Raw genomic sequence first — 16,938 nt, forward strand, 5'->3', positions numbered from 1 at the left:
CCCGCGAAGGTGTGCTGCAGGTCGAGCTTGCGGCACTCAGCTACCAGCGCACCCGCCTCGTCCGGGCCTGGACCCACCTCGAACGCCAGCGCGGCGGCTTCGGCTTCGTCGGCGGCCCGGGTGAGACCCAGATCGAAAGCGACCGCCGGGCAATCGACGATCAGGTGATCCGTCTCAAACGCCAGCTCGACCGCGTGGTGAAAACCCGCGAACTGCACCGCGCCGCCCGCCGCAAGGTCCCGTTCCCGCTGGTGGCACTCGTCGGCTACACCAACGCCGGAAAGTCCACGCTTTTCAACCGCATGACCGGCGCCGAGGTGCTGGCCAAGGACATGCTCTTCGCGACGCTCGACCCCACCATGCGCGGCATCGTCCTCCCCTCCGGCCGCAAGATCATCGCCTCCGACACCGTGGGCTTCATCTCGGACCTGCCCACCCAGCTCGTCGCCGCCTTCCGCGCCACCCTGGAAGAGGTGCTGGAGGCCGACCTCATCCTCCACGTCCGCGACATCAGCCACCCCGAAACGGCAGAACAGGCCCAGGATGTGGCCGATATCCTGGCTTCGCTGGGCGTCAAGGAAAGCACCCCGCAGATCGAAGTGTGGAACAAGCTCGACCTCGTCCCTCCCTCCGCCCGCGCCTCCCTTGCAGTGAACGCCGCAGGCCGTGCCGATGTCTTCCCGATCTCCGCCCTGACGGGCGAGGGGATCGAACCGCTCCTCGCCGCGATCTCCCTGGCCTTCGACGAAGAAAAGTCCGACCGCACCCTGACGCTCCCCTTCTCCGAAGGCCGCAAACGCGCCTGGCTCCACCAGGAAGGGGTCGTCACCGCAGAAGAAGAAACCGAGGACGGCTATCGCCTCACCCTCCGCTGGACCACCCGCCAGGAAAAGCGCTACCGCGACCTCTGATCGACACCCAGGCATTTCTTGTCTGCAAATATCCCCGCCGGAGGCTCTTCGTCCGAGCCGGTTGTGCGCTCTTCGCGCACAGAGGCGAGACAAAAGGCTCGCGCGTCAGCGCTCAATTTGAAAGCCGCCCCAGCCCGCGCAACGCCGAACGCTCACTCCGCCGGCGTCAGCACCATCACCCCCGCCGCCGCCGCGCGGGCCAATTCCGGGTCCAAAGACATCGGGATGTACTCCCCCCGCCGCCAAAGCTCGCCCAGATCGTCATAGTGGCGCGACAAGGGATGCCCCGACTGCCCGGTCGCCGAGATGAAGACCGAGCTGTCCGGGTCGGCGAAGTCATAGACCCCCCGATACCCCGCCGCATGCACGTTCTGGAACGGCTCCTCGCCCGTCCCGCGCGTGACGCCCCGCATCAGCGTATCGTCTCCGCCGCTGGTCGATTGCCGGATATTGACGAAGTACTTCACGAACGCCACTTCGCCCAGCACCGGATGGTCATGCGCCGCCTCATGCGCATCGCCCCAGCGCCAGCTCTCGATGTTGTCGCCATACTTCTCTGTCAGCTGCAGAAGGGCCTCGTCCAAAGCGATCCGCGACAGGTCGGTGCAGCTTTCCACCGCCGCCGACTGGATCACGTCGCACCAGACCGACGCTCCGCCCACGTTGCGATAGACCCGCTCCATGAAGACCGGCGAGATATGGGTGAAGCTGTCCGCCATCTCCCCGAGCTCGTCCCGGATCAGCCGGTCCATCAGGGCCCGCATCCAGGCCTCGGCAATCAGCGGCTCCGGCAGATGCTCGTTCATCTCGCCGTTCCATTCCGACAGAAGCAGCAGCGCCCGCTGCCGCAGCCGCTCGGGCGTGCCCTCCGGGGCGGCTTCCCCGGTGAACCAGAGGTCCGCCCCGATCAGCGGCAGCAGCGACCGCGCCGTCGGGTTCACCGTATCAAGCTGCGCCTCGATGAAGCTTTCCCGCGTATGCACCTCGCGCGCCTTCATCAGCGTCAGCCACCGCTGGATGCGCTGCGTGTCGCCCCAATCAAAGCTCACGTGCAGCGGAAACGGCCGGTCAACCGTCTTGTTGTTCGTATTCCCCAGCAATCCCGAACCCGGGTTCACAAACCGCGGGTTGTCCTCGTAGGGCAGGGCGCCCTTGAAGCCCACGCGCGCATCCGACCCCAGTGCCGGCATCCGCCCTTGCGACGGATGGCCCGGATCCCGCGCAGGCAGCACGCCCACCACCTGCATCGCGATCCCGCTTCCGTCCGCCAGCGTCAGGTTCTGCGCCGGAGCCACATGCAGCCGCCCCGCCTCCAGCGCCTCGGGGATCGCCTTGGCCCGCATCAGCCGCATCGCCCCGCTGATCGAGGTGTCCGCCCCCGACAGCGCGGTCCAGCTGATCGCCGCCACATGGCCCTTCGGTGTGATCGAGGTCAGCTCATAATGCGACCCCGGCAGGATCGGCCCGTTCTTCGACCAGCGCAGCGTCACTGTCACCGGCTCGGCGTCCTTGACCTTGATGATCGAGGACCGGCTCTCGAATGCCGCCCAGCCCTCGACGGTCTTGTACTCCTCCGGGTTCTCCGGGTTCAGCTCTTCGATCACGACATCCTGATCGTCGACATAGGCCGTCGTCAGCCCCCAGCCCAGCGACTCGCTCCGCCCGACCAGCACCACCGGCACGCCGGGGATCGTGCCCCCGATCACCCCGCCCGAGGAAAGCTCCAGCCGCGCCAGATACCAGATCGTCGGCGCGGTCAGGTTGAGGTGCGGGTCGTTCGCCAGAAGGCTGCCCCCCGCCGCCGACCGTCCGGGCATCGCCGCCCAGGCGTTCGAGGCCCCTGCCTTGCCGGGCTCGGCCACCGGCGAAAACGGCCCCAAAGCAAAATCCAGAGGTTCAGACCGGGGCTCAACCCCCGGCATCAGGCTCGCATAATCCGGCAGCGCCGCAATGCCTTGCCCCGGATCGTCCGGCAGAATGTCGGCCAGCCGCTCGTTCGGCAACAGAAGCGACACCCGCGCCCGCTGGACCTCGGTCTGCAGCGAACCGGTCAGCTGCAGCGCCATCAGCTTCAGGATCGCGATCGAATCCGCCGGCGCCCAGGCCGAAATCTCGCGCGAGAAGAGGAAGAACTCCGGCGCCCCCCGGCCCCTGGCCCCCTTGTTCACCTCTTCGATCCAGGCGTTGACCCCCGCCGAATAGGCCGTGAGCGCCGCCAGCGTCTCGGGGTCCTGCGCCCCGACCGATTGCACCGCAAGCCCGTAAAGGTCGAACCGCCGCATCAGCTCATCGACCTTCACTGTGGCCGGGCCATAGATCTCGGAAAGCCTCCCCTGGGCCGTCCGCCGCAGCATCGTCATCTGCCAAAGCCGGTCCTGGGCGTGGGCAAACCCCAGCGCGAAGAACACGTCTTCATCGGTCTTCCCGAAGATATGCGGCACGTTGTCGTTGTTCCGAACGATCTCGACCGGCGCCGAGACGCCCGAGACGGCAAAATCCTCGGAATAGTCGATCAGTGACCGCGACAGGATGTAATAAGCCAGCAAAGCCAGGATCACACCCAGCCCGATCAGGGCCGAAACGATCCGGATCAGCCAGCGGAAGGCGGTCAGCATCAGGCCCAGTCCTTGACGGCAAAGATCAGATCGGTTCCTAGTCGAAGCAGCATCGAAGGGCAATGAGCGGGGGGCGGATATGGCGAAAGTCGCATTTCTGGGGCTCGGGGTCATGGGGTTCCCGATGGCCGGGCACCTTGCCGCCAAGGGGCATGAGGTCACGGTCTACAACCGCTCACCCGCGAAAGCCGAGGCCTGGGTCGCGAAGCACAAGGGCACCTCCGCCGCAACCCCGCGCGAAGCCGCGAAGGGCGCCGAGTTCGTGATGGCCTGCGTCGGCAATGACGATGACCTCAGGTCAGTCTGCACCGGCCCCGATGGGGCTTTCACCGGCATGTCACCCGGCGCCGTCTTTGTCGATCACACGACGGTTTCGGCGAACGTCACCCGGAAGCTCGCCGCCCAGGCCGCCGCTTCCGGCCTTGTCTTCATTGACGCCCCCGTTTCAGGCGGCCAGGCGGGCGCCGAGAACGGCCAGCTCTCCATCATGTGCGGCGGCGATCCGGCCGACTATGCCCGCGCCGAGCCGGTGATGGCCGCTTATGCCCGCATCTGCCGCCTGATCGGTCCCAGCGGGGCAGGGCAGCTGGCCAAGATGATGAACCAGATCTGCATCGCTGGCCTCATGCAGGGCCTCAGCGAAGCTTTGGCGTTCGGCCAGAAAGCGGGCCTTGACGGCGAGAAGGTGGTCGAGGTGATCAGCCAGGGCGCCGCAGGCAGCTGGCAGATGGTCAACCGCCACAAGACCATGCTGAAGGACGAGTTCAACTTCGGCTTCGCCGTCGACTGGATGCGCAAGGACCTCGGCATCTGCCTCGACACCGCCGACGAAATCGGCGCCCGCCTTCCGGTCACAGCGCTGGTGGACCAGTTCTATAAGGACGTCCAACTGATGGGCGGGGGCAGGGGCGACACGTCAAGCTTGATCCGCCGACTGAAGTAGGGTGCGCAATCATGGCGCACCATTGCCTCAGTCCGGAAACATCTGCCCAATTGCAGACAGCATAAGCCACTGCTTAATCTCAATCAGGAACTCTTTGCGTTCTGCTTCGGCCATGGTGTCCAGACGCATATGCTTCGGCCCCCAGCAGTTCGGGACCGCGTAGCGCAAGTCGCCAGAATCGGACGCAGCCTTGATCACCGCCACTACGACTGTCGCACCTTTGGTGAATCCATAAAGCTCCGAGGACGTCCCGAGGTCGATAAGATCGGCCGAAACATCAGGGTAGCACGTCTCGACCCGAAAGCTGTCGCCGATCTCGCCAAAAAGCACTTCGGATGAGCGGTAGCTCAGCGTCATGCAAGACCCGGATTGGCCCACCGGAACGATCGAGACATCTGTGACTTCGGCAATCACCATGACCATATCAGGCGACGGAATCTGGTCGTAGACCGCCCCCGGAATGTCCACGCAGGCCAACGCTGGCGAAGTCATCAGCGAGGCCATGAAGTAAAGGATCATCTGGCGCATGCGGTGCATCTGGTTGAAAGGTGGCAACTTCTATCCGCCATGCAGGCTATCACAACCTGACCGGCCTTCGCAGGGTGGAATCCCGTCCCACCATCCTTACCGTCCACGCAAGGCTATAGATCGCGTGCGACCTTGCGGGTCGGCCCTCCGGGTGCAGCAGACGGACCTCCACAAAGGCTTGACGGCGCTCTTGGGACATATCTAGGTGGACGGAACCAATATGGAGTCCGGTCTTGTCAGGAACAGCGTACTACACCATCGCTTTTGCCGTCCTCAGTATGGTCTTGCTTGGGATTTGGTACGCCAGGGGCGCAAAAACCAACTCCCCACTCAGCTTTCTAGTTTTGCTTTGCGTATTGCTTACGGTCGGAAGTGCCGTCGTCGGGATATTCCTGTCTGCCTCAAGTCTCTGACCGCCCCCGCCCAGCCTACACCCGATCCACCGCCGCCTGCACCGCCGCGAAGTAATCCCCCACCTGCCGCCCGTCGACCAGGGCGTGATGGACCTCGATGGTCATCGCCATGGTCGAGCGCCCACCAACCTCGACGAACTTACCCCAGGACACGCGCGGAATGCAGTCGTCGGCATGGGGCAGGGCGTTGTTGATCGAGGTGAAGTCGAGCCACGGCAGGCACGAGAGATAGGCCAGATCATCCCGCTGCCCGGTATTCGCGTTCAGCGTGCCGCCCGCCGCAACCTCGGCAATGATCGCTGCCGCCCGCCCGTCGAACGTCGCAAAATCAGGGTCGAACGGCACATAGGCATAGCGGAAATTGCCGTCCGCCAGCGGCACCGTCATCGACAGCTCGATCCGGTCGTACCGCGTGACCTCGTCCCCGCGAAACCGCATGCAAAGCTCTGGCACCGCATGGATGCCCGCGCCGATCCCGTAAAGACAGGCGCGATAGGGCGAGATGCCCGCCTCCGCCCGCCGCGCCAGCAGATCGGTCACATCGACCCGCGAGGTCACCGCGTAATGCGGCTTCTCGTAGCCACGGAAGAACCGGAACTGATCCGCCCGCGCCCAGGTTTCCAGATCGACGCGCTCTTGACCCATGACTGCCGACCCCGCTGATCGCCGCGGTAAACCCGATCCGGCGCGCCGTAGGGCGGGGTTCCACCCCACCAAACCTTAACCCAAGGTAAACGGCTTCACCGTCAACCCATTGAAATCCCTTGGAAAGCCTATCTGTCCCACTGTGGGACAACCCATCAGGGGATGATCCGCGTATACTTGACCCCGCTCAGCGTCGCCCCCGCGATCAGCCCCTGCTGGCCGAAGACCAGAGCAATCACCGGGTCCAGTTCCGTCGACTGCTTCCCGATCGACGCCCCCTGTTCCGGGGTCGCATAGCGGACATCGCCGCTGACCGCCCAGCCCGAGGATCGCCGGAAGTTCTCCAGCGCCCCAGGGTCCATGAAGAACAGCGCATGGGCATACTGCTGCGCCCCGATCTGCAGCCCGAACGAGCCCTTGGCGGCCGAATAGTAGTCGACCGTCACCCCCTGGATCCGCAGCGCACCGCGCCCGAAAGCCCCGCCGACCCCGAAGCCCGCCTCGGTCATCAACGGCATGTACAGAACCCCCGCCGCGCGCGAGGCCAGGTCCTGCGTGCCCGGATACTGGGTGAAGAGGAAGTTCTCGGTCGCCGCGACCCGCGCATCGATCTGCGCCCCGCCGTTCGACCCGATCCCGTTGTTGCAGGCGGCCAGCCCAAAGGCCCCCGCGCCCAGCAACAGCCCGCGCCGCGTCATCATCATGTCGGTCATTGTCCGCCCTTTCATGCCTCACGGGGTCTGAAGCGCCCCTTGACCGCAGGGTAGCGGCTTTCCGCCCGCCTGTCATGCAGGGAAAGCCCAACCGGCGAGCGGGCGCCTAAACGGTCAGCGTCTGATAAAGCGCAAAATCCTCCGCCGCCACCTCGCGCAGCAAGGCCTCCGTCCCGGCCGAAAGCTCGGTTGCACCCGGGGGCGAGACGTTCAGCCGCGGCAGAATGATCTCGCAGCCAAGCCGGTCCTCCAGGAAATGGACGAACGTATCGATCTCCTCATAGCGGAACAGCCGATCCACCCCCTCGCCCTGCCGGGGCCGCAGGAACTTCCCCTGGCTCCCCACATCCGCGAAGTCCGGTCGCGGGTCCTTGCACCACGCGCGGACGAAATCGTCGAAACTCATGTCGCGGGTCGACTTGCCTTCATCCGTCTCCTCCCGCTGGCGAAAGCGGTACCAGCTTCCCAGCCAGTCCTTCGGCTCGCGCATCAGGGCAACCACGGTGAAGTTATCCTTCGACGCGGCCTCCAGGAACGGACCGACGAACCGCCGATAGCGATGCACCGTCGTGTGCTTCAGAAGCGGCGGGCGCTGGATCGACACGGCTGCAAGCGATTCGAGCGCTGCGGCAATCGCCGTCGATCCCGTCTTCGGCGTGGCCAGAAACGCAAGCCTCTGCTCCCAGAACACCAGCAATTCCGCACCTCCACGTCAGTATTTCCATAACCGAGCCCCAGATCGGGCAGCGGCGTAAACACTCCCTTAACCAAAGCCGCGAAAAACTGCCACTGCGAGAATTTGGTTGATATGTTCCACTTTTGTCCTCATAAACGCCGGAACACTTGGGGAACATCAGGCAGGATTGCCGCTTACATGCGGCTGTGAAATAAGGAGAACGACATGGCAGTGGCGAACCTTCTCGACCTCGGGAGCAAGCGGGATATGGACAAGTCGAAGGCGCTCGAAAGCGCACTCGCACAGATCGAACGGCAGTTCGGCAAGGGCTCGATCATGCGGCTTGGCGCCGACAGCCCGGCGATGGACATCGAGGCAACCTCGACCGGCTCGCTGGGCCTCGACATCGCACTCGGGATCGGCGGTCTGCCCAAGGGCCGGATCATCGAAATCTACGGGCCGGAAAGCTCGGGCAAGACCACGCTGACCCTACATGCTGTTGCGGAAGAACAGAAAAAAGGCGGCGTCTGCGCCTTCGTCGACGCCGAACACGCGCTTGACCCGCAGTATGCCAAGAAGCTTGGCGTGAACCTGGATGAACTTCTGATTTCGCAGCCCGACACCGGCGAACAGGCGCTTGAAATCGTTGATACGCTCGTGCGCTCGGGCGCGGTCAGCATGGTGGTCGTCGACTCCGTGGCGGCGCTTGTCCCCAAGGCCGAAATCGAAGGCGACATGGGCGACATGCAGATGGGCAGCCAGGCCCGCCTGATGAGCCAGGCCATGCGCAAGCTCACCGCCTCGATCGGGCGCTCGAACTGCATGGTGATTTTCATCAACCAGATCCGGATGAAGATCGGCGTGATGTTCGGCTCGCCCGAAACCACGACCGGCGGCAACGCATTGAAATTCTACGCTTCCGTGCGCCTCGACATCCGCCGCATCGGCGCGATCAAGGACCGTGAGGAGGTCGTCGGCAACACCACCCGCGTCAAGGTGGTGAAGAACAAGGTCGCCCCGCCCTTCAAGCAGGTGGAATTCGACATCATGTATGGCGAAGGCATCTCGAAGATGGGCGAACTGGTCGATATCGGTGTGAAGGCCGGGGTCGTCGAGAAATCGGGCGCCTGGTATTCCTTTAAGGACGAACGCATCGGCCAGGGGCGTGAGAACGCCAAGCTGTTCCTGAAGCAGAACCCCTCGGTCGCGCTGGAAATCGAAGACAAGATTCGCGCTGCGAACGGGCTCGATTTCACCATGGCGGGTGGCGAGGAAAGCGAAGTTCTGGCCGAGTGAGCGCTCACCCCACAGCCGAAAGCCTTGCAGCCGCGCTGCCCCAGGTGCTTCAGGCACCAAAGACGGGCAGCGCGGTTGAACTTTTGTGCTTCCGCCCCGGCTATGGCCAGCGTGATTTCGTCAAGGAACTGACGGTGACCCGCGACCGTGGCATTCCTGGTGAACGGTGGGAGAACGCGCCGTGGCTCAAGCTTCCAGATGGCAAAGGCCACCCCGGCATCCAGGTCTCGATCCTGCCGCGCCGGGTGCTGGACCTTTTCTGGCGCGACGGCGACGGGGTTCCGCATCCCGGCGATACTTTCGTCTGCGACCTCGACACCAGCGAGGCGAACCTGCCCGAAGGCCAGCTTCTTGGAGTAGGTACTGCTATCCTGAAGGTCTCCGAGGTCTGGAACGACGGCTGCGCCAAGTGGAAAGTCCGCTACGGCGAGCCCGCGTATGACTGGATCCGCGCGCCCCAGCACCGGCATCTCCGCCTCCGCGGTGTGCTGTGCAGCGTGGAACAGGATGGCGTGATCCACCTCGGCGATCCTGTAAACGTCCTGCGTAGGGCGCGCTAAGGCGCACCGACCCTTGCCAACGCTTTGTCAACAAACGATTCGAATCTCCTGGTTAACGCCCTGAAAGCGAGACTTGAGGAGAGACGGAAACAAGACGAAAGCAAGATGAAAACAAGATTGTTAACTGGTTCGAAAGGTGTCGGATTAACACAGCGTTCTCAAATGCTTGTGGATTGTCCCTAACCCCGCCTCGACCACTTACGTCTTGCTCGTTCAGCTCTACTTAACCCCACGGCACACCACCCCCTCCCGCCGCACCGCAACCCGGTGGACAGGCCCGCATGGCAAGGGTACACGGAGAGCCCGAATTCCCGCTTCCGCCGCAAGGGTCGCCCATCATGGCATCGCTCAACGACATCCGCTCGACCTTCCTCGACTACTTCCGCCGCAACGGCCACGCGGTGGTCGAGAGCTCGCCGTTGGTCCCCCGGAACGACCCGACGATGATCTTTGCGAACTCGGGCATGGTGCAGTTCAAGAACCTCTTCACTGGTGTCGAAAAGCGGGACTACAAGCGCGCGACCACAGCACAGAAATGCGTCCGGGCGGGCGGAAAGCACAACGACCTCGACAACGTCGGCTACACCGCGCGGCACCATACGTTCTTCGAAATGCTGGGAAATTTCAGCTTCGGCGACTATTTCAAGGACCAGGCCATCGCCTTTGCGTGGGAGCTTCTGACCAAGGACTTCGGCCTCGCCAAGGACAGGCTTCTGGTCACCGTCTACCATACCGACGATGAGGCGGCGCGCATCTGGAAGAAGGTCGCAGGCCTGTCGGACGACCGCATCATCCGCATAGCCACCGACGACAACTTCTGGCGTATGGGTCCCACCGGCCCCTGCGGACCCTGCACGGAAATCTTCTACGACCACGGGCCGCATATCTGGGGCGGCCCTCCCGGCAGCGCGGAAGAAGACGGCGACCGGTTCATCGAGATCTGGAACAACGTCTTCATGCAGAACGAACAGTTCGCCGACGGCCGCCTGGTGCCCTTGGAGATGCAGTCGATCGACACCGGCATGGGCCTCGAACGAATCGGCGCGCTGTTGCAGGGCAAGCATGACAACTACGACACCGACCTGATGCGCAGCCTGATCGAGGCTTCAGCCCATGCCACCAGTCAAGACCCTGACGGACCAGGGAAAATCCACCACCGCGTCATCGCCGACCACCTGCGATCCACAAGCTTCCTCATCGCCGATGGCGTCATGCCCTCGAACGAAGGCCGCGGCTATGTACTCCGCCGGATCATGCGCCGGGCGATGCGGCACGCGCATATGCTGGGCGCAGGAGACCCGGTGATGCACCGCCTTGTGTCCACCCTCGTGCGGCAGATGGGCGGGGCCTACCCCGAGCTGCAGCGCGCGCAGTCCCTGATCGAAGAGACGCTTCGGTCGGAAGAAACCAAGTTCAAACAAACACTTGATCGGGGCCTCCGGCTTCTGGACGACGAACTTTCCCGCCTCGGCGAAGGTGCAGCGCTGCCCGGCGCGGCCGCCTTCAAGCTTTACGACACCTACGGCTTCCCGCTCGACCTCACGCAGGACGCGCTCCGCGAAAAGGGCCGCGAGGTTGACGTCGCGGGCTTCGACGCCGCGATGACCGAACAGAAGCAGAAGGCCCGCGCCGCCTGGGCCGGAATGGGTGAGGCGAAGGACGCGAAGATCTGGTTCGAGCTTGCCGAAGAACACGGTGTTAGCGAATTCTTAGGCTATGACACCGAGACTGCGGAAGGCGTGATCACCGCACTGGTTCGCGACGGGGCCGGGATCGGTAAGGCGACGGTGGGCGAACAGGTCCAGATCGTCGTCAACCAGACCCCGTTCTACGCGGAATCCGGTGGCCAGGTCGGCGATGCGGGCTTCATCCGCACCGACACGGGAACGGCTGAGGTGACCGATGTGAAGAAGGCGGCCGGGGTCTTCATTCACATTGCGAAGGTCACGGAAGGCACTGTTATCAAAGGACAACCGGCGAAGCTCGAGGTTGCTCACAGCCGCCGGAGCCAGATCCGCGCCAACCACTCGGCGACCCACCTGCTGCATGAGGCACTCCGCCGCGCGCTCGGCGATCATGTGGCGCAGCGCGGCTCGCTCAACGCGGCCGACCGGCTGCGCTTTGACTTCAGCCACGCACAGGCGATCCCGGCGGGCGAACTGGCCGCGATCGAAGCCGAAGTGAATACGTTCATCCGCCAGAACTCCCCGGTCGAAACCCGGATCATGACCCCCGACGATGCCCGCGCCCTTGGGGCCCAGGCGCTTTTTGGCGAGAAGTACGGCGAGGAGGTCCGGGTTGTCTCGATGGGCATCCTCGAAGGCTCGGGCAAGGGCGCGGACGGCAAGACCTACAGCCTTGAGCTTTGCGGCGGTACTCACGTGACCCGCACTGGAGATATCGGCGCGATGGCGCTTCTCTCGGAAAGTGCCTCCTCGGCTGGTGTGCGGCGGATCGAGGCGCTGACCGGGCAGGCGGCGCTGGATCACCTGCGGCAGCAGGACGCGCGGCTGAACGACATCGCGGCGATCATCAAGGCCCCGGCGGCCGAGCTTGCCGACCGCATCCGCGCGCTCTTCGACGAACGGAAGGCGCTGCAGAATGAGGTCGCGCAGCTGCGCCGCGAGGTTGCTATGGGCGGCAAGGCCGCAGGCCCGGATGCCAAGGAAATCAACGGGGTGAAGTTCATTGCTCAAGTGCTGAACGGCGTCTCCGGCAAGGACCTTCCGGCGCTGATCGACGAGATGAAGGCCAGGCTCGGCTCGGGCGCGGTGCTCCTCATCGCCGATACCGGCGCGAAGCCGGCCGTCGCAGCCGGGGTGACCGCCGACCTGACCACGAAGCTGTCAGCTGTCAGCCTTGTGAAGGCCGCCGCGGAAGCGATGGGCGGCAAAGGCGGTGGCGGGCGGCCAGACTTGGCGCAGGCTGGGGGCGCTGATATCGCCCAGGCCGAGGCCGCAATCAAGGCGGCGGAAGCCGTGATGGGGGCCTGACGATGCCAACCGCCCTCTGGATCGCCCATGTCGAAGTGACCGACGCCGAGGCTTACGGCCGCTATGCCAAGGGCGCGACCGAGGCTATCCAGGCTCACGGCGGGGTGTTCCTCGCCCGCGGCGGCCGCTATGTGCAGCTTGAGGGGAACGATCGCCCCCGCAACGTGGTGGCCCGCTTCCCGAACCTGGAGAAAGCGGTCGAGTGCTACAACTCGCCCGCCTATCAGGCCGCGCTGGCCCATGCGAAGGGTGCGGCCGTGCGCGACCTGATGGTGGTCGAGGAGATCGGGTAAGGTTTTCCCCAGCAACTTTTCATTGAATTGATTGGAATATTTCTGCCCCCTGCCGCGTTTCATGCTAGACTCAAAAGAAAAACTATGAGGCGTGAGCGATGCAGTACCTGACCGATAGCCTGGCGAGGGCACGCTGATGTGCCGCTGGGCCGCATACACCGGCGCGCCGATCTTCCTGGAGGAGATCGTGAGCCGCCCCGGGCATTCCCTGATCCACCAAAGCCATTGCGCCACGCAGTGCCATACCGCGATCAACGCCGATGGGTTCGGCATCGCCTGGTACAGCTCGAAACCCGAGCCCGGCCTTTTCCGCGATGTGCTGCCCGCCTGGTCGGACCCGAACCTGAAGAGCCTGACCGCACAGGTGCAGTCGCACCTCTTCCTGGCTCATGTCCGCGCGTCCACCGGCACCGCGACCAGCCGCAACAACTGCCATCCGTTCGTGCATGGCCGCTGGTCCTTCATGCACAACGGCCAGGTCGGCGGATACGACGCATTTCGCCGCGACGCCGACATGATGATTACAGAGGCACTTTATCCGCACCGGAAGGGCGCGACCGACAGCGAGGCACTATTTCTGGTAGCTGTGGCCGAGGGGCTGGATGACGACCCCCGCGGTGCTTTGGAACGGGCGGCGGCGCGGTTCATCCGGTTAGCGCGGGACAAGGGGCAGGGGCCGCATCTGCGGATGACGGCCGCGCTTTCGGACGGCAGGCGCCTGCATGCAGTGCGCTACGCGACGGACGATGCAGCGCCCTCGCTTTATCACCGCTGGTCAGATACGCGCGGTGGCCGGGCCGTCGTGTCCGAACCGCTTGAGGCGGAAGAGGGAGGCTGGGAGGAAGTGCCGCCCGCGAGCTTCTGCACGTTCGACGGCAACGACGTCCGGGTCGAGGACTTCCTGCCCTGCCGACTGGCCGCTGCGGCTTGAGGCTGGGGTCAAATTCCTTAAGTAAGGAGTTTGCCAAGAATTTTCCTTAAAATTCTTGACCCTGGCCCCGCCGTCACTCCTTCCGCGACGCCCGCTTGCGCTCGTTCGGATCAAGCTCCCGCTTCCTCAGGCGGATGATCTTTGGCGTCACCTCGACCAGTTCGTCATCGTCGATATAGGCAATCGCCTCTTCCAGGCTCATCTTGATATGCGGGGTCAGCCGGACCGCCTCATCCGTGCCGGACGCGCGGACGTTGGTCAGCTTCTTGCCCTTGAGCGGGTTGACCTCAAGGTCATTCTCGCGGCTGTGCTCGCCGATCAACATGCCGGTGTAGACCTGCTCCTGCGGTCCGATGAACATGCGGCCCCGGTCTTCCAGGTTCCAAAGCGCGTAGGCCACTGAAACGCCCGCCTCGGTGCTGATGAGAACCCCCTGCCGGCGGCCCTGGATCGGGCCCTTGTGCGGCGCCCAGCCGTGGAAGATGCGGTTCAGGACACCGGTGCCGCGCGTATCGGTCAGGAACTGGCCCTGATAGCCGATTAGCCCGCGCGAGGGCACATGCGCAATGATCCGGGTCTTGCCCACGCCCGCGGGTTTCATCTCGACCAGTTCGCCCTTGCGCTCACCGGTAAGCTTGTCGATGACCGCGCCGGAGTATTCGTCGTCGACATCAACAATGACCTCTTCGATCGGCTCGTTCCGCACGCCATCAACGTCGCGGAAAATCACCCGGGGGCGAGAGATCGACAGCTCGAACCCTTCGCGGCGCATGTTCTCGATCAGGACGCCCATCTGGAGTTCGCCCCGGCCCGAGACCTCGAACGCCTCGCCTCCGGGCGTGTCGGCGACCTTGATCGCGACGTTGACCTCGGATTCCTTCATCAGGCGCTCGCGGATCACCCGCGACTGGACCTTGTTGCCATCCCGGCCCGCCAGGGGCGAGTCGTTGATGCCGAAGGTGACGGTGATCGTCGGCGGGTCGATCGGCTGGGCGGGCAGGGCGGTGTCGACCTCAAGCGCGCAGAGCGTGTCGGCGACGGTGGCCTTCGTCATGCCGGAAAGGGTTACGATATCGCCCGCGACCGCCTCATCGATCTGGGTCTGAGAGAGACCCCGGAAGGCAAGGATCTTCGTCACCCGGAACTGTTCCAGCCGCTCGCCACTGCGCGACAGGGCCTTCAGCGAGGTGCCGGTGGCGATGCGACCGGATTCGACGCGACCGGTCAGGATGCGGCCGAGGTAGGGGTCGGCGGACAGGGTGGTCGCCAGCATCGAGAAGGGCTCATCCTGGCGGGAGAGCTGCGAGGGGGCGGGGACGTGGCGGACGATCAGGTCGAAGAGGGCGGAGAGGTCCTTACGCGGCCCGTCAAGCTCGGCGTCGGCCCAGCCGGCGCGGCCGGAGGCGTAGACGTGGGGGAAGTCGAGCTGGTCGTCCGTGGCGCCGAGGTTGGCGAAGAGGTCGAAGACCTCGTTCAGGGCGCGGTCGGGCTCGGCGTCGGGCTTGTCGACCTTGTTCAGGACGACGATCGGGCGAAGGCCAAGCGCGAGGGCCTTGGTCAGCACGAACTTGGTCTGCGGCATCGGGCCTTCGGCGGCGTCGACGAGGAGGCAGACACCGTCGACCATCGAGAGGATCCGCTCCACCTCGCCGCCGAAGTCGGCGTGGCCGGGGGTGTCGACGATGTTGATCCGGGCGCCCTGCCATTCCACCGAGGTACACTTCGCCAGGATGGTGATCCCGCGTTCGCGTTCGATGTCGTTCGAATCCATCGCCCGTTCCGAGACGGCCTGGTTGTCGCGGAAGGCGCCGCTTTGCTTCAGAAGCTCGTCCACGAGGGTGGTCTTGCCGTGGTCGACGTGGGCGATGATCGCGATGTTGCGCAGTTCCATGGGTCCGGGTCCTAAAGGGTTGGCGGGGCCTTACAGGGTTTTCCGGGCCGTGGCCAGAGGGGGCAGGTGTCCCACGGTGGGACAACTGGTGAATGTGTTTTATTTCAATGGCTTGCTGGATCAATTAGGAACTGTTAACCTCTTCGGCCGCCGTCTTGACCGACACAAAGAAAAGGGGCCGGAGAATGCTCCGACCCCGATCCCATCTGTTCTGACAGATCAGCCCGCCAGCGCCTTGTTCAGGTATTCGTCGACCTTTTCCAGATAACCCATCGTGGTCAGCCACTTCTGGTCCGGCCCGACCAGCAGTGCCAGGTCCTTGGTCATGAAGCCGTCTTCCACGGTGTCGACCGTCACCTTCTCTAGCGTGGTCGCAAAGCGCATCAGCGCGTCATTGCCGTCGAGCTTCGCCCGGTGCTTCAGGCCCCCGGTCCAGGCGTAGATCGAGGCGACGGAGTTCGTCGAGGTGGCCTTCCCCTTCTGATGCTCGCGGTAGTGGCGGGTGACGGTGCCATGCGCGGCCTCGGCCTCGACGATCTTGCCGTCGGGGGTCATGAGGACCGAGGTCATCATGCCAAGGCTTCCGAAACCCTGGGCCACAAGGTCGGACTGCACGTCGCCGTCGTAGTTCTTGCAGGCCCAGACATAGCCGCCGGACCATTTCATCGAGCTTGCCACCATGTCGTCGATCAAACGGTGTTCGTAGGTGGTGCCCTTTTTCTTGAACTCGGCCTCGAATTCCTCTTCGTAGACCTTCTGGAACAGGTCCTTGAAGCGGCCGTCGTAGGCCTTGAGGATGGTGTTCTTGGTGGAAAGGTAGACCGGCCAACCGAGGTTAAGGCCAAAGTTCAAGCTGGCGCGGGCGAAGTCGATGATCGAGTCGTCAAGGTTGTACATACCCATGTAGACCCCGGCGGAGGGGGCGGAGTAGACGTCCTTTTCGATGGTCGTCCCGTCCTCGCCGACGAACTTCATCGTCAGCTTCCCCTTGCCCGGAAAGCGGAAGTCGGTCGCGCGGTACTGGTCGCCAAAGGCGTGGCGGCCGATGACGATGGGCTGGGTCCAGCCGGGGACGAGGCGGGGGACGTTCTTGCAGATGATCGGCTGGCGGAAGATCACGCCGCCGAGGATGTTGCGGATGGTGCCGTTCGGGCTTTTCCACATCTGCTTCAGACCGAACTCCTCAACCCGCGCCTCATCCGGCGTGATCGTCGCGCACTTGACGCCGACGCCGTATTTCTTGATCGCCTCGGCGCTATCCACGGTGACCTGGTCACTGGTGCGGTCCCGCTCTTCGATCCCCAGGTCGTAGTATTTCAGGTCGATGTCGAGGTAGGGCAGGATCAGCTTTTGCTTGATGAAGTCCCAGATGATCCGGGTCATCTCGTCGCCGTCGAGCTCGACGACGGGGTTGGCTACCTTGATCTTCGACATGGCTCGACCTCTCGCTGGTGGGATTCGGTTGCGGGCGTCTTAGCGGAAAAGCACAGGCTTGGGAAGGGCGGTATGCGATTGTATACCGACATGTCG

General features: G+C 64.1%; 14 protein-coding genes. 7 read left to right on the forward strand and 7 right to left on the reverse strand.

Annotated elements, in window-relative coordinates; genetic code table 11:
- On the forward strand, positions 1-911 hold a 911-nt coding region (gene hflX, locus ACRCSW_RS00060), incomplete at its 5' end, for a GTPase HflX (protein WP_438701954.1).
- Between the two features lie 152 nt (positions 912-1,063).
- On the opposite strand, the gene ACRCSW_RS00065 is transcribed toward hflX, so the two are convergent.
- Positions 1,064-3,526 (reverse strand): penicillin acylase family protein, encoded by a 2,463-nt coding sequence (locus tag ACRCSW_RS00065; RefSeq protein WP_438701955.1) that lies wholly within the window; start codon positions 3,524-3,526, stop codon positions 1,064-1,066.
- A gap of 79 nt (positions 3,527-3,605) precedes the next feature.
- On the opposite strand from ACRCSW_RS00065, the gene ACRCSW_RS00070 reads away from it, so the two are divergent.
- A complete protein-coding gene (locus ACRCSW_RS00070; protein WP_438701956.1) occupies positions 3,606-4,469 on the forward strand; it encodes an NAD(P)-dependent oxidoreductase in 864 nt (287 codons plus the stop codon).
- A gap of 27 nt (positions 4,470-4,496) precedes the next feature.
- On the opposite strand, the gene ACRCSW_RS00075 is transcribed toward ACRCSW_RS00070, so the two are convergent.
- The 4 genes from ACRCSW_RS00075 to ACRCSW_RS00090 form a co-directional block, all read right to left on the reverse strand.
- Entirely contained in the window at positions 4,497-4,997 is a 501-nt protein-coding gene (locus tag ACRCSW_RS00075; protein ID WP_438701957.1) for a hypothetical protein, read from the reverse strand.
- A gap of 428 nt (positions 4,998-5,425) precedes the next feature.
- Positions 5,426-6,055 carry a CatA-like O-acetyltransferase gene (locus ACRCSW_RS00080; RefSeq protein WP_438701958.1) on the reverse strand — a complete coding sequence of 210 codons (630 nt, stop codon included), beginning with the start codon at positions 6,053-6,055 and terminating at the stop codon, positions 5,426-5,428.
- Positions 6,056-6,210: 155 nt separating this feature from the next.
- Positions 6,211-6,759, reverse strand: coding sequence for a YSC84-related protein (locus ACRCSW_RS00085; RefSeq protein ID WP_438701967.1), 549 nt, complete (start codon positions 6,757-6,759; stop codon positions 6,211-6,213).
- A gap of 115 nt (positions 6,760-6,874) precedes the next feature.
- Positions 6,875-7,465: a hypothetical protein gene (locus ACRCSW_RS00090; RefSeq protein WP_438701959.1), complete on the reverse strand. Its 591-nt coding sequence runs from the start codon at positions 7,463-7,465 to the stop codon at positions 6,875-6,877.
- Positions 7,466-7,669: 204 nt separating this feature from the next.
- On the opposite strand from ACRCSW_RS00090, the gene recA reads away from it, so the two are divergent.
- The 5 genes from recA (at position 7,670) to ACRCSW_RS00115 (ending at position 13,517) form a co-directional block, all read left to right on the forward strand.
- On the forward strand, positions 7,670-8,740 hold the full coding sequence (gene recA / locus ACRCSW_RS00095; protein ID WP_438701960.1) for a recombinase RecA: 1,071 nt from the start codon (positions 7,670-7,672) through the stop codon (positions 8,738-8,740).
- Complete coding sequence (locus tag ACRCSW_RS00100; RefSeq protein WP_438701961.1) at positions 8,737-9,300, forward strand: MOSC domain-containing protein; 564 nt, start codon at positions 8,737-8,739, stop codon at positions 9,298-9,300. Before recA ends, ACRCSW_RS00100 begins: the two co-directional genes overlap by 4 nt.
- A 338-nt stretch (positions 9,301-9,638) precedes the next feature.
- Positions 9,639-12,293 carry an alanine--tRNA ligase gene (alaS, locus tag ACRCSW_RS00105; RefSeq protein WP_438701962.1) on the forward strand — a complete coding sequence of 885 codons (2,655 nt, stop codon included), beginning with the start codon at positions 9,639-9,641 and terminating at the stop codon, positions 12,291-12,293.
- A gap of 2 nt (positions 12,294-12,295) precedes the next feature.
- Positions 12,296-12,586 carry a DUF1330 domain-containing protein gene (locus ACRCSW_RS00110; protein ID WP_438701963.1) on the forward strand — a complete coding sequence of 97 codons (291 nt, stop codon included), beginning with the start codon at positions 12,296-12,298 and terminating at the stop codon, positions 12,584-12,586.
- Positions 12,587-12,722: 136 nt separating this feature from the next.
- On the forward strand, positions 12,723-13,517 hold the full coding sequence (locus tag ACRCSW_RS00115) for a class II glutamine amidotransferase (RefSeq protein ID WP_438701964.1): 795 nt from the start codon (positions 12,723-12,725) through the stop codon (positions 13,515-13,517).
- 73 nt (positions 13,518-13,590) lie between these two features.
- Here ACRCSW_RS00115 and typA read toward each other — a convergent pair whose 3' ends face one another.
- Together typA and ACRCSW_RS00125 are read right to left on the reverse strand one after the other, a co-directional pair.
- Positions 13,591-15,408 (reverse strand): translational GTPase TypA, encoded by a 1,818-nt coding sequence (gene typA, locus ACRCSW_RS00120; RefSeq protein WP_438701965.1) that lies wholly within the window; start codon positions 15,406-15,408, stop codon positions 13,591-13,593.
- Between the two features lie 219 nt (positions 15,409-15,627).
- A complete protein-coding gene (locus ACRCSW_RS00125; protein WP_438701966.1) occupies positions 15,628-16,842 on the reverse strand; it encodes an NADP-dependent isocitrate dehydrogenase in 1,215 nt (404 codons plus the stop codon).
- Between the last annotated feature and the right edge of the window lie 96 nt (positions 16,843-16,938).

The organism is Tabrizicola sp. (assembly GCF_051645465.1).
Classification (GTDB): domain Bacteria; phylum Pseudomonadota; class Alphaproteobacteria; order Rhodobacterales; family Rhodobacteraceae; genus Tabrizicola.

Coding starts and splice junctions, on each gene's coding strand:
- recA (WP_438701960.1), top strand. CDS start 7,670: ATGGCAGTGGCGAACCTTCTCGACCTCGGGAGCAAGCGGGATATGGAC.
- ACRCSW_RS00080 (WP_438701958.1), bottom strand. CDS start 6,055: ATGGGTCAAGAGCGCGTCGATCTGGAAACCTGGGCGCGGGCGGATCAG.
- ACRCSW_RS00065 (WP_438701955.1), bottom strand. CDS start 3,526: ATGCTGACCGCCTTCCGCTGGCTGATCCGGATCGTTTCGGCCCTGATC.
- alaS (WP_438701962.1), top strand. CDS start 9,639: ATGGCATCGCTCAACGACATCCGCTCGACCTTCCTCGACTACTTCCGC.
- ACRCSW_RS00110 (WP_438701963.1), top strand. CDS start 12,296: ATGCCAACCGCCCTCTGGATCGCCCATGTCGAAGTGACCGACGCCGAG.
- ACRCSW_RS00125 (WP_438701966.1), bottom strand. CDS start 16,842: ATGTCGAAGATCAAGGTAGCCAACCCCGTCGTCGAGCTCGACGGCGAC.
- ACRCSW_RS00115 (WP_438701964.1), top strand. CDS start 12,723: ATGTGCCGCTGGGCCGCATACACCGGCGCGCCGATCTTCCTGGAGGAG.
- ACRCSW_RS00075 (WP_438701957.1), bottom strand. CDS start 4,997: ATGCGCCAGATGATCCTTTACTTCATGGCCTCGCTGATGACTTCGCCA.
- typA (WP_438701965.1), bottom strand. CDS start 15,408: ATGGAACTGCGCAACATCGCGATCATCGCCCACGTCGACCACGGCAAG.
- ACRCSW_RS00085 (WP_438701967.1), bottom strand. CDS start 6,759: ATGATGATGACGCGGCGCGGGCTGTTGCTGGGCGCGGGGGCCTTTGGG.
- ACRCSW_RS00070 (WP_438701956.1), top strand. CDS start 3,606: ATGGCGAAAGTCGCATTTCTGGGGCTCGGGGTCATGGGGTTCCCGATG.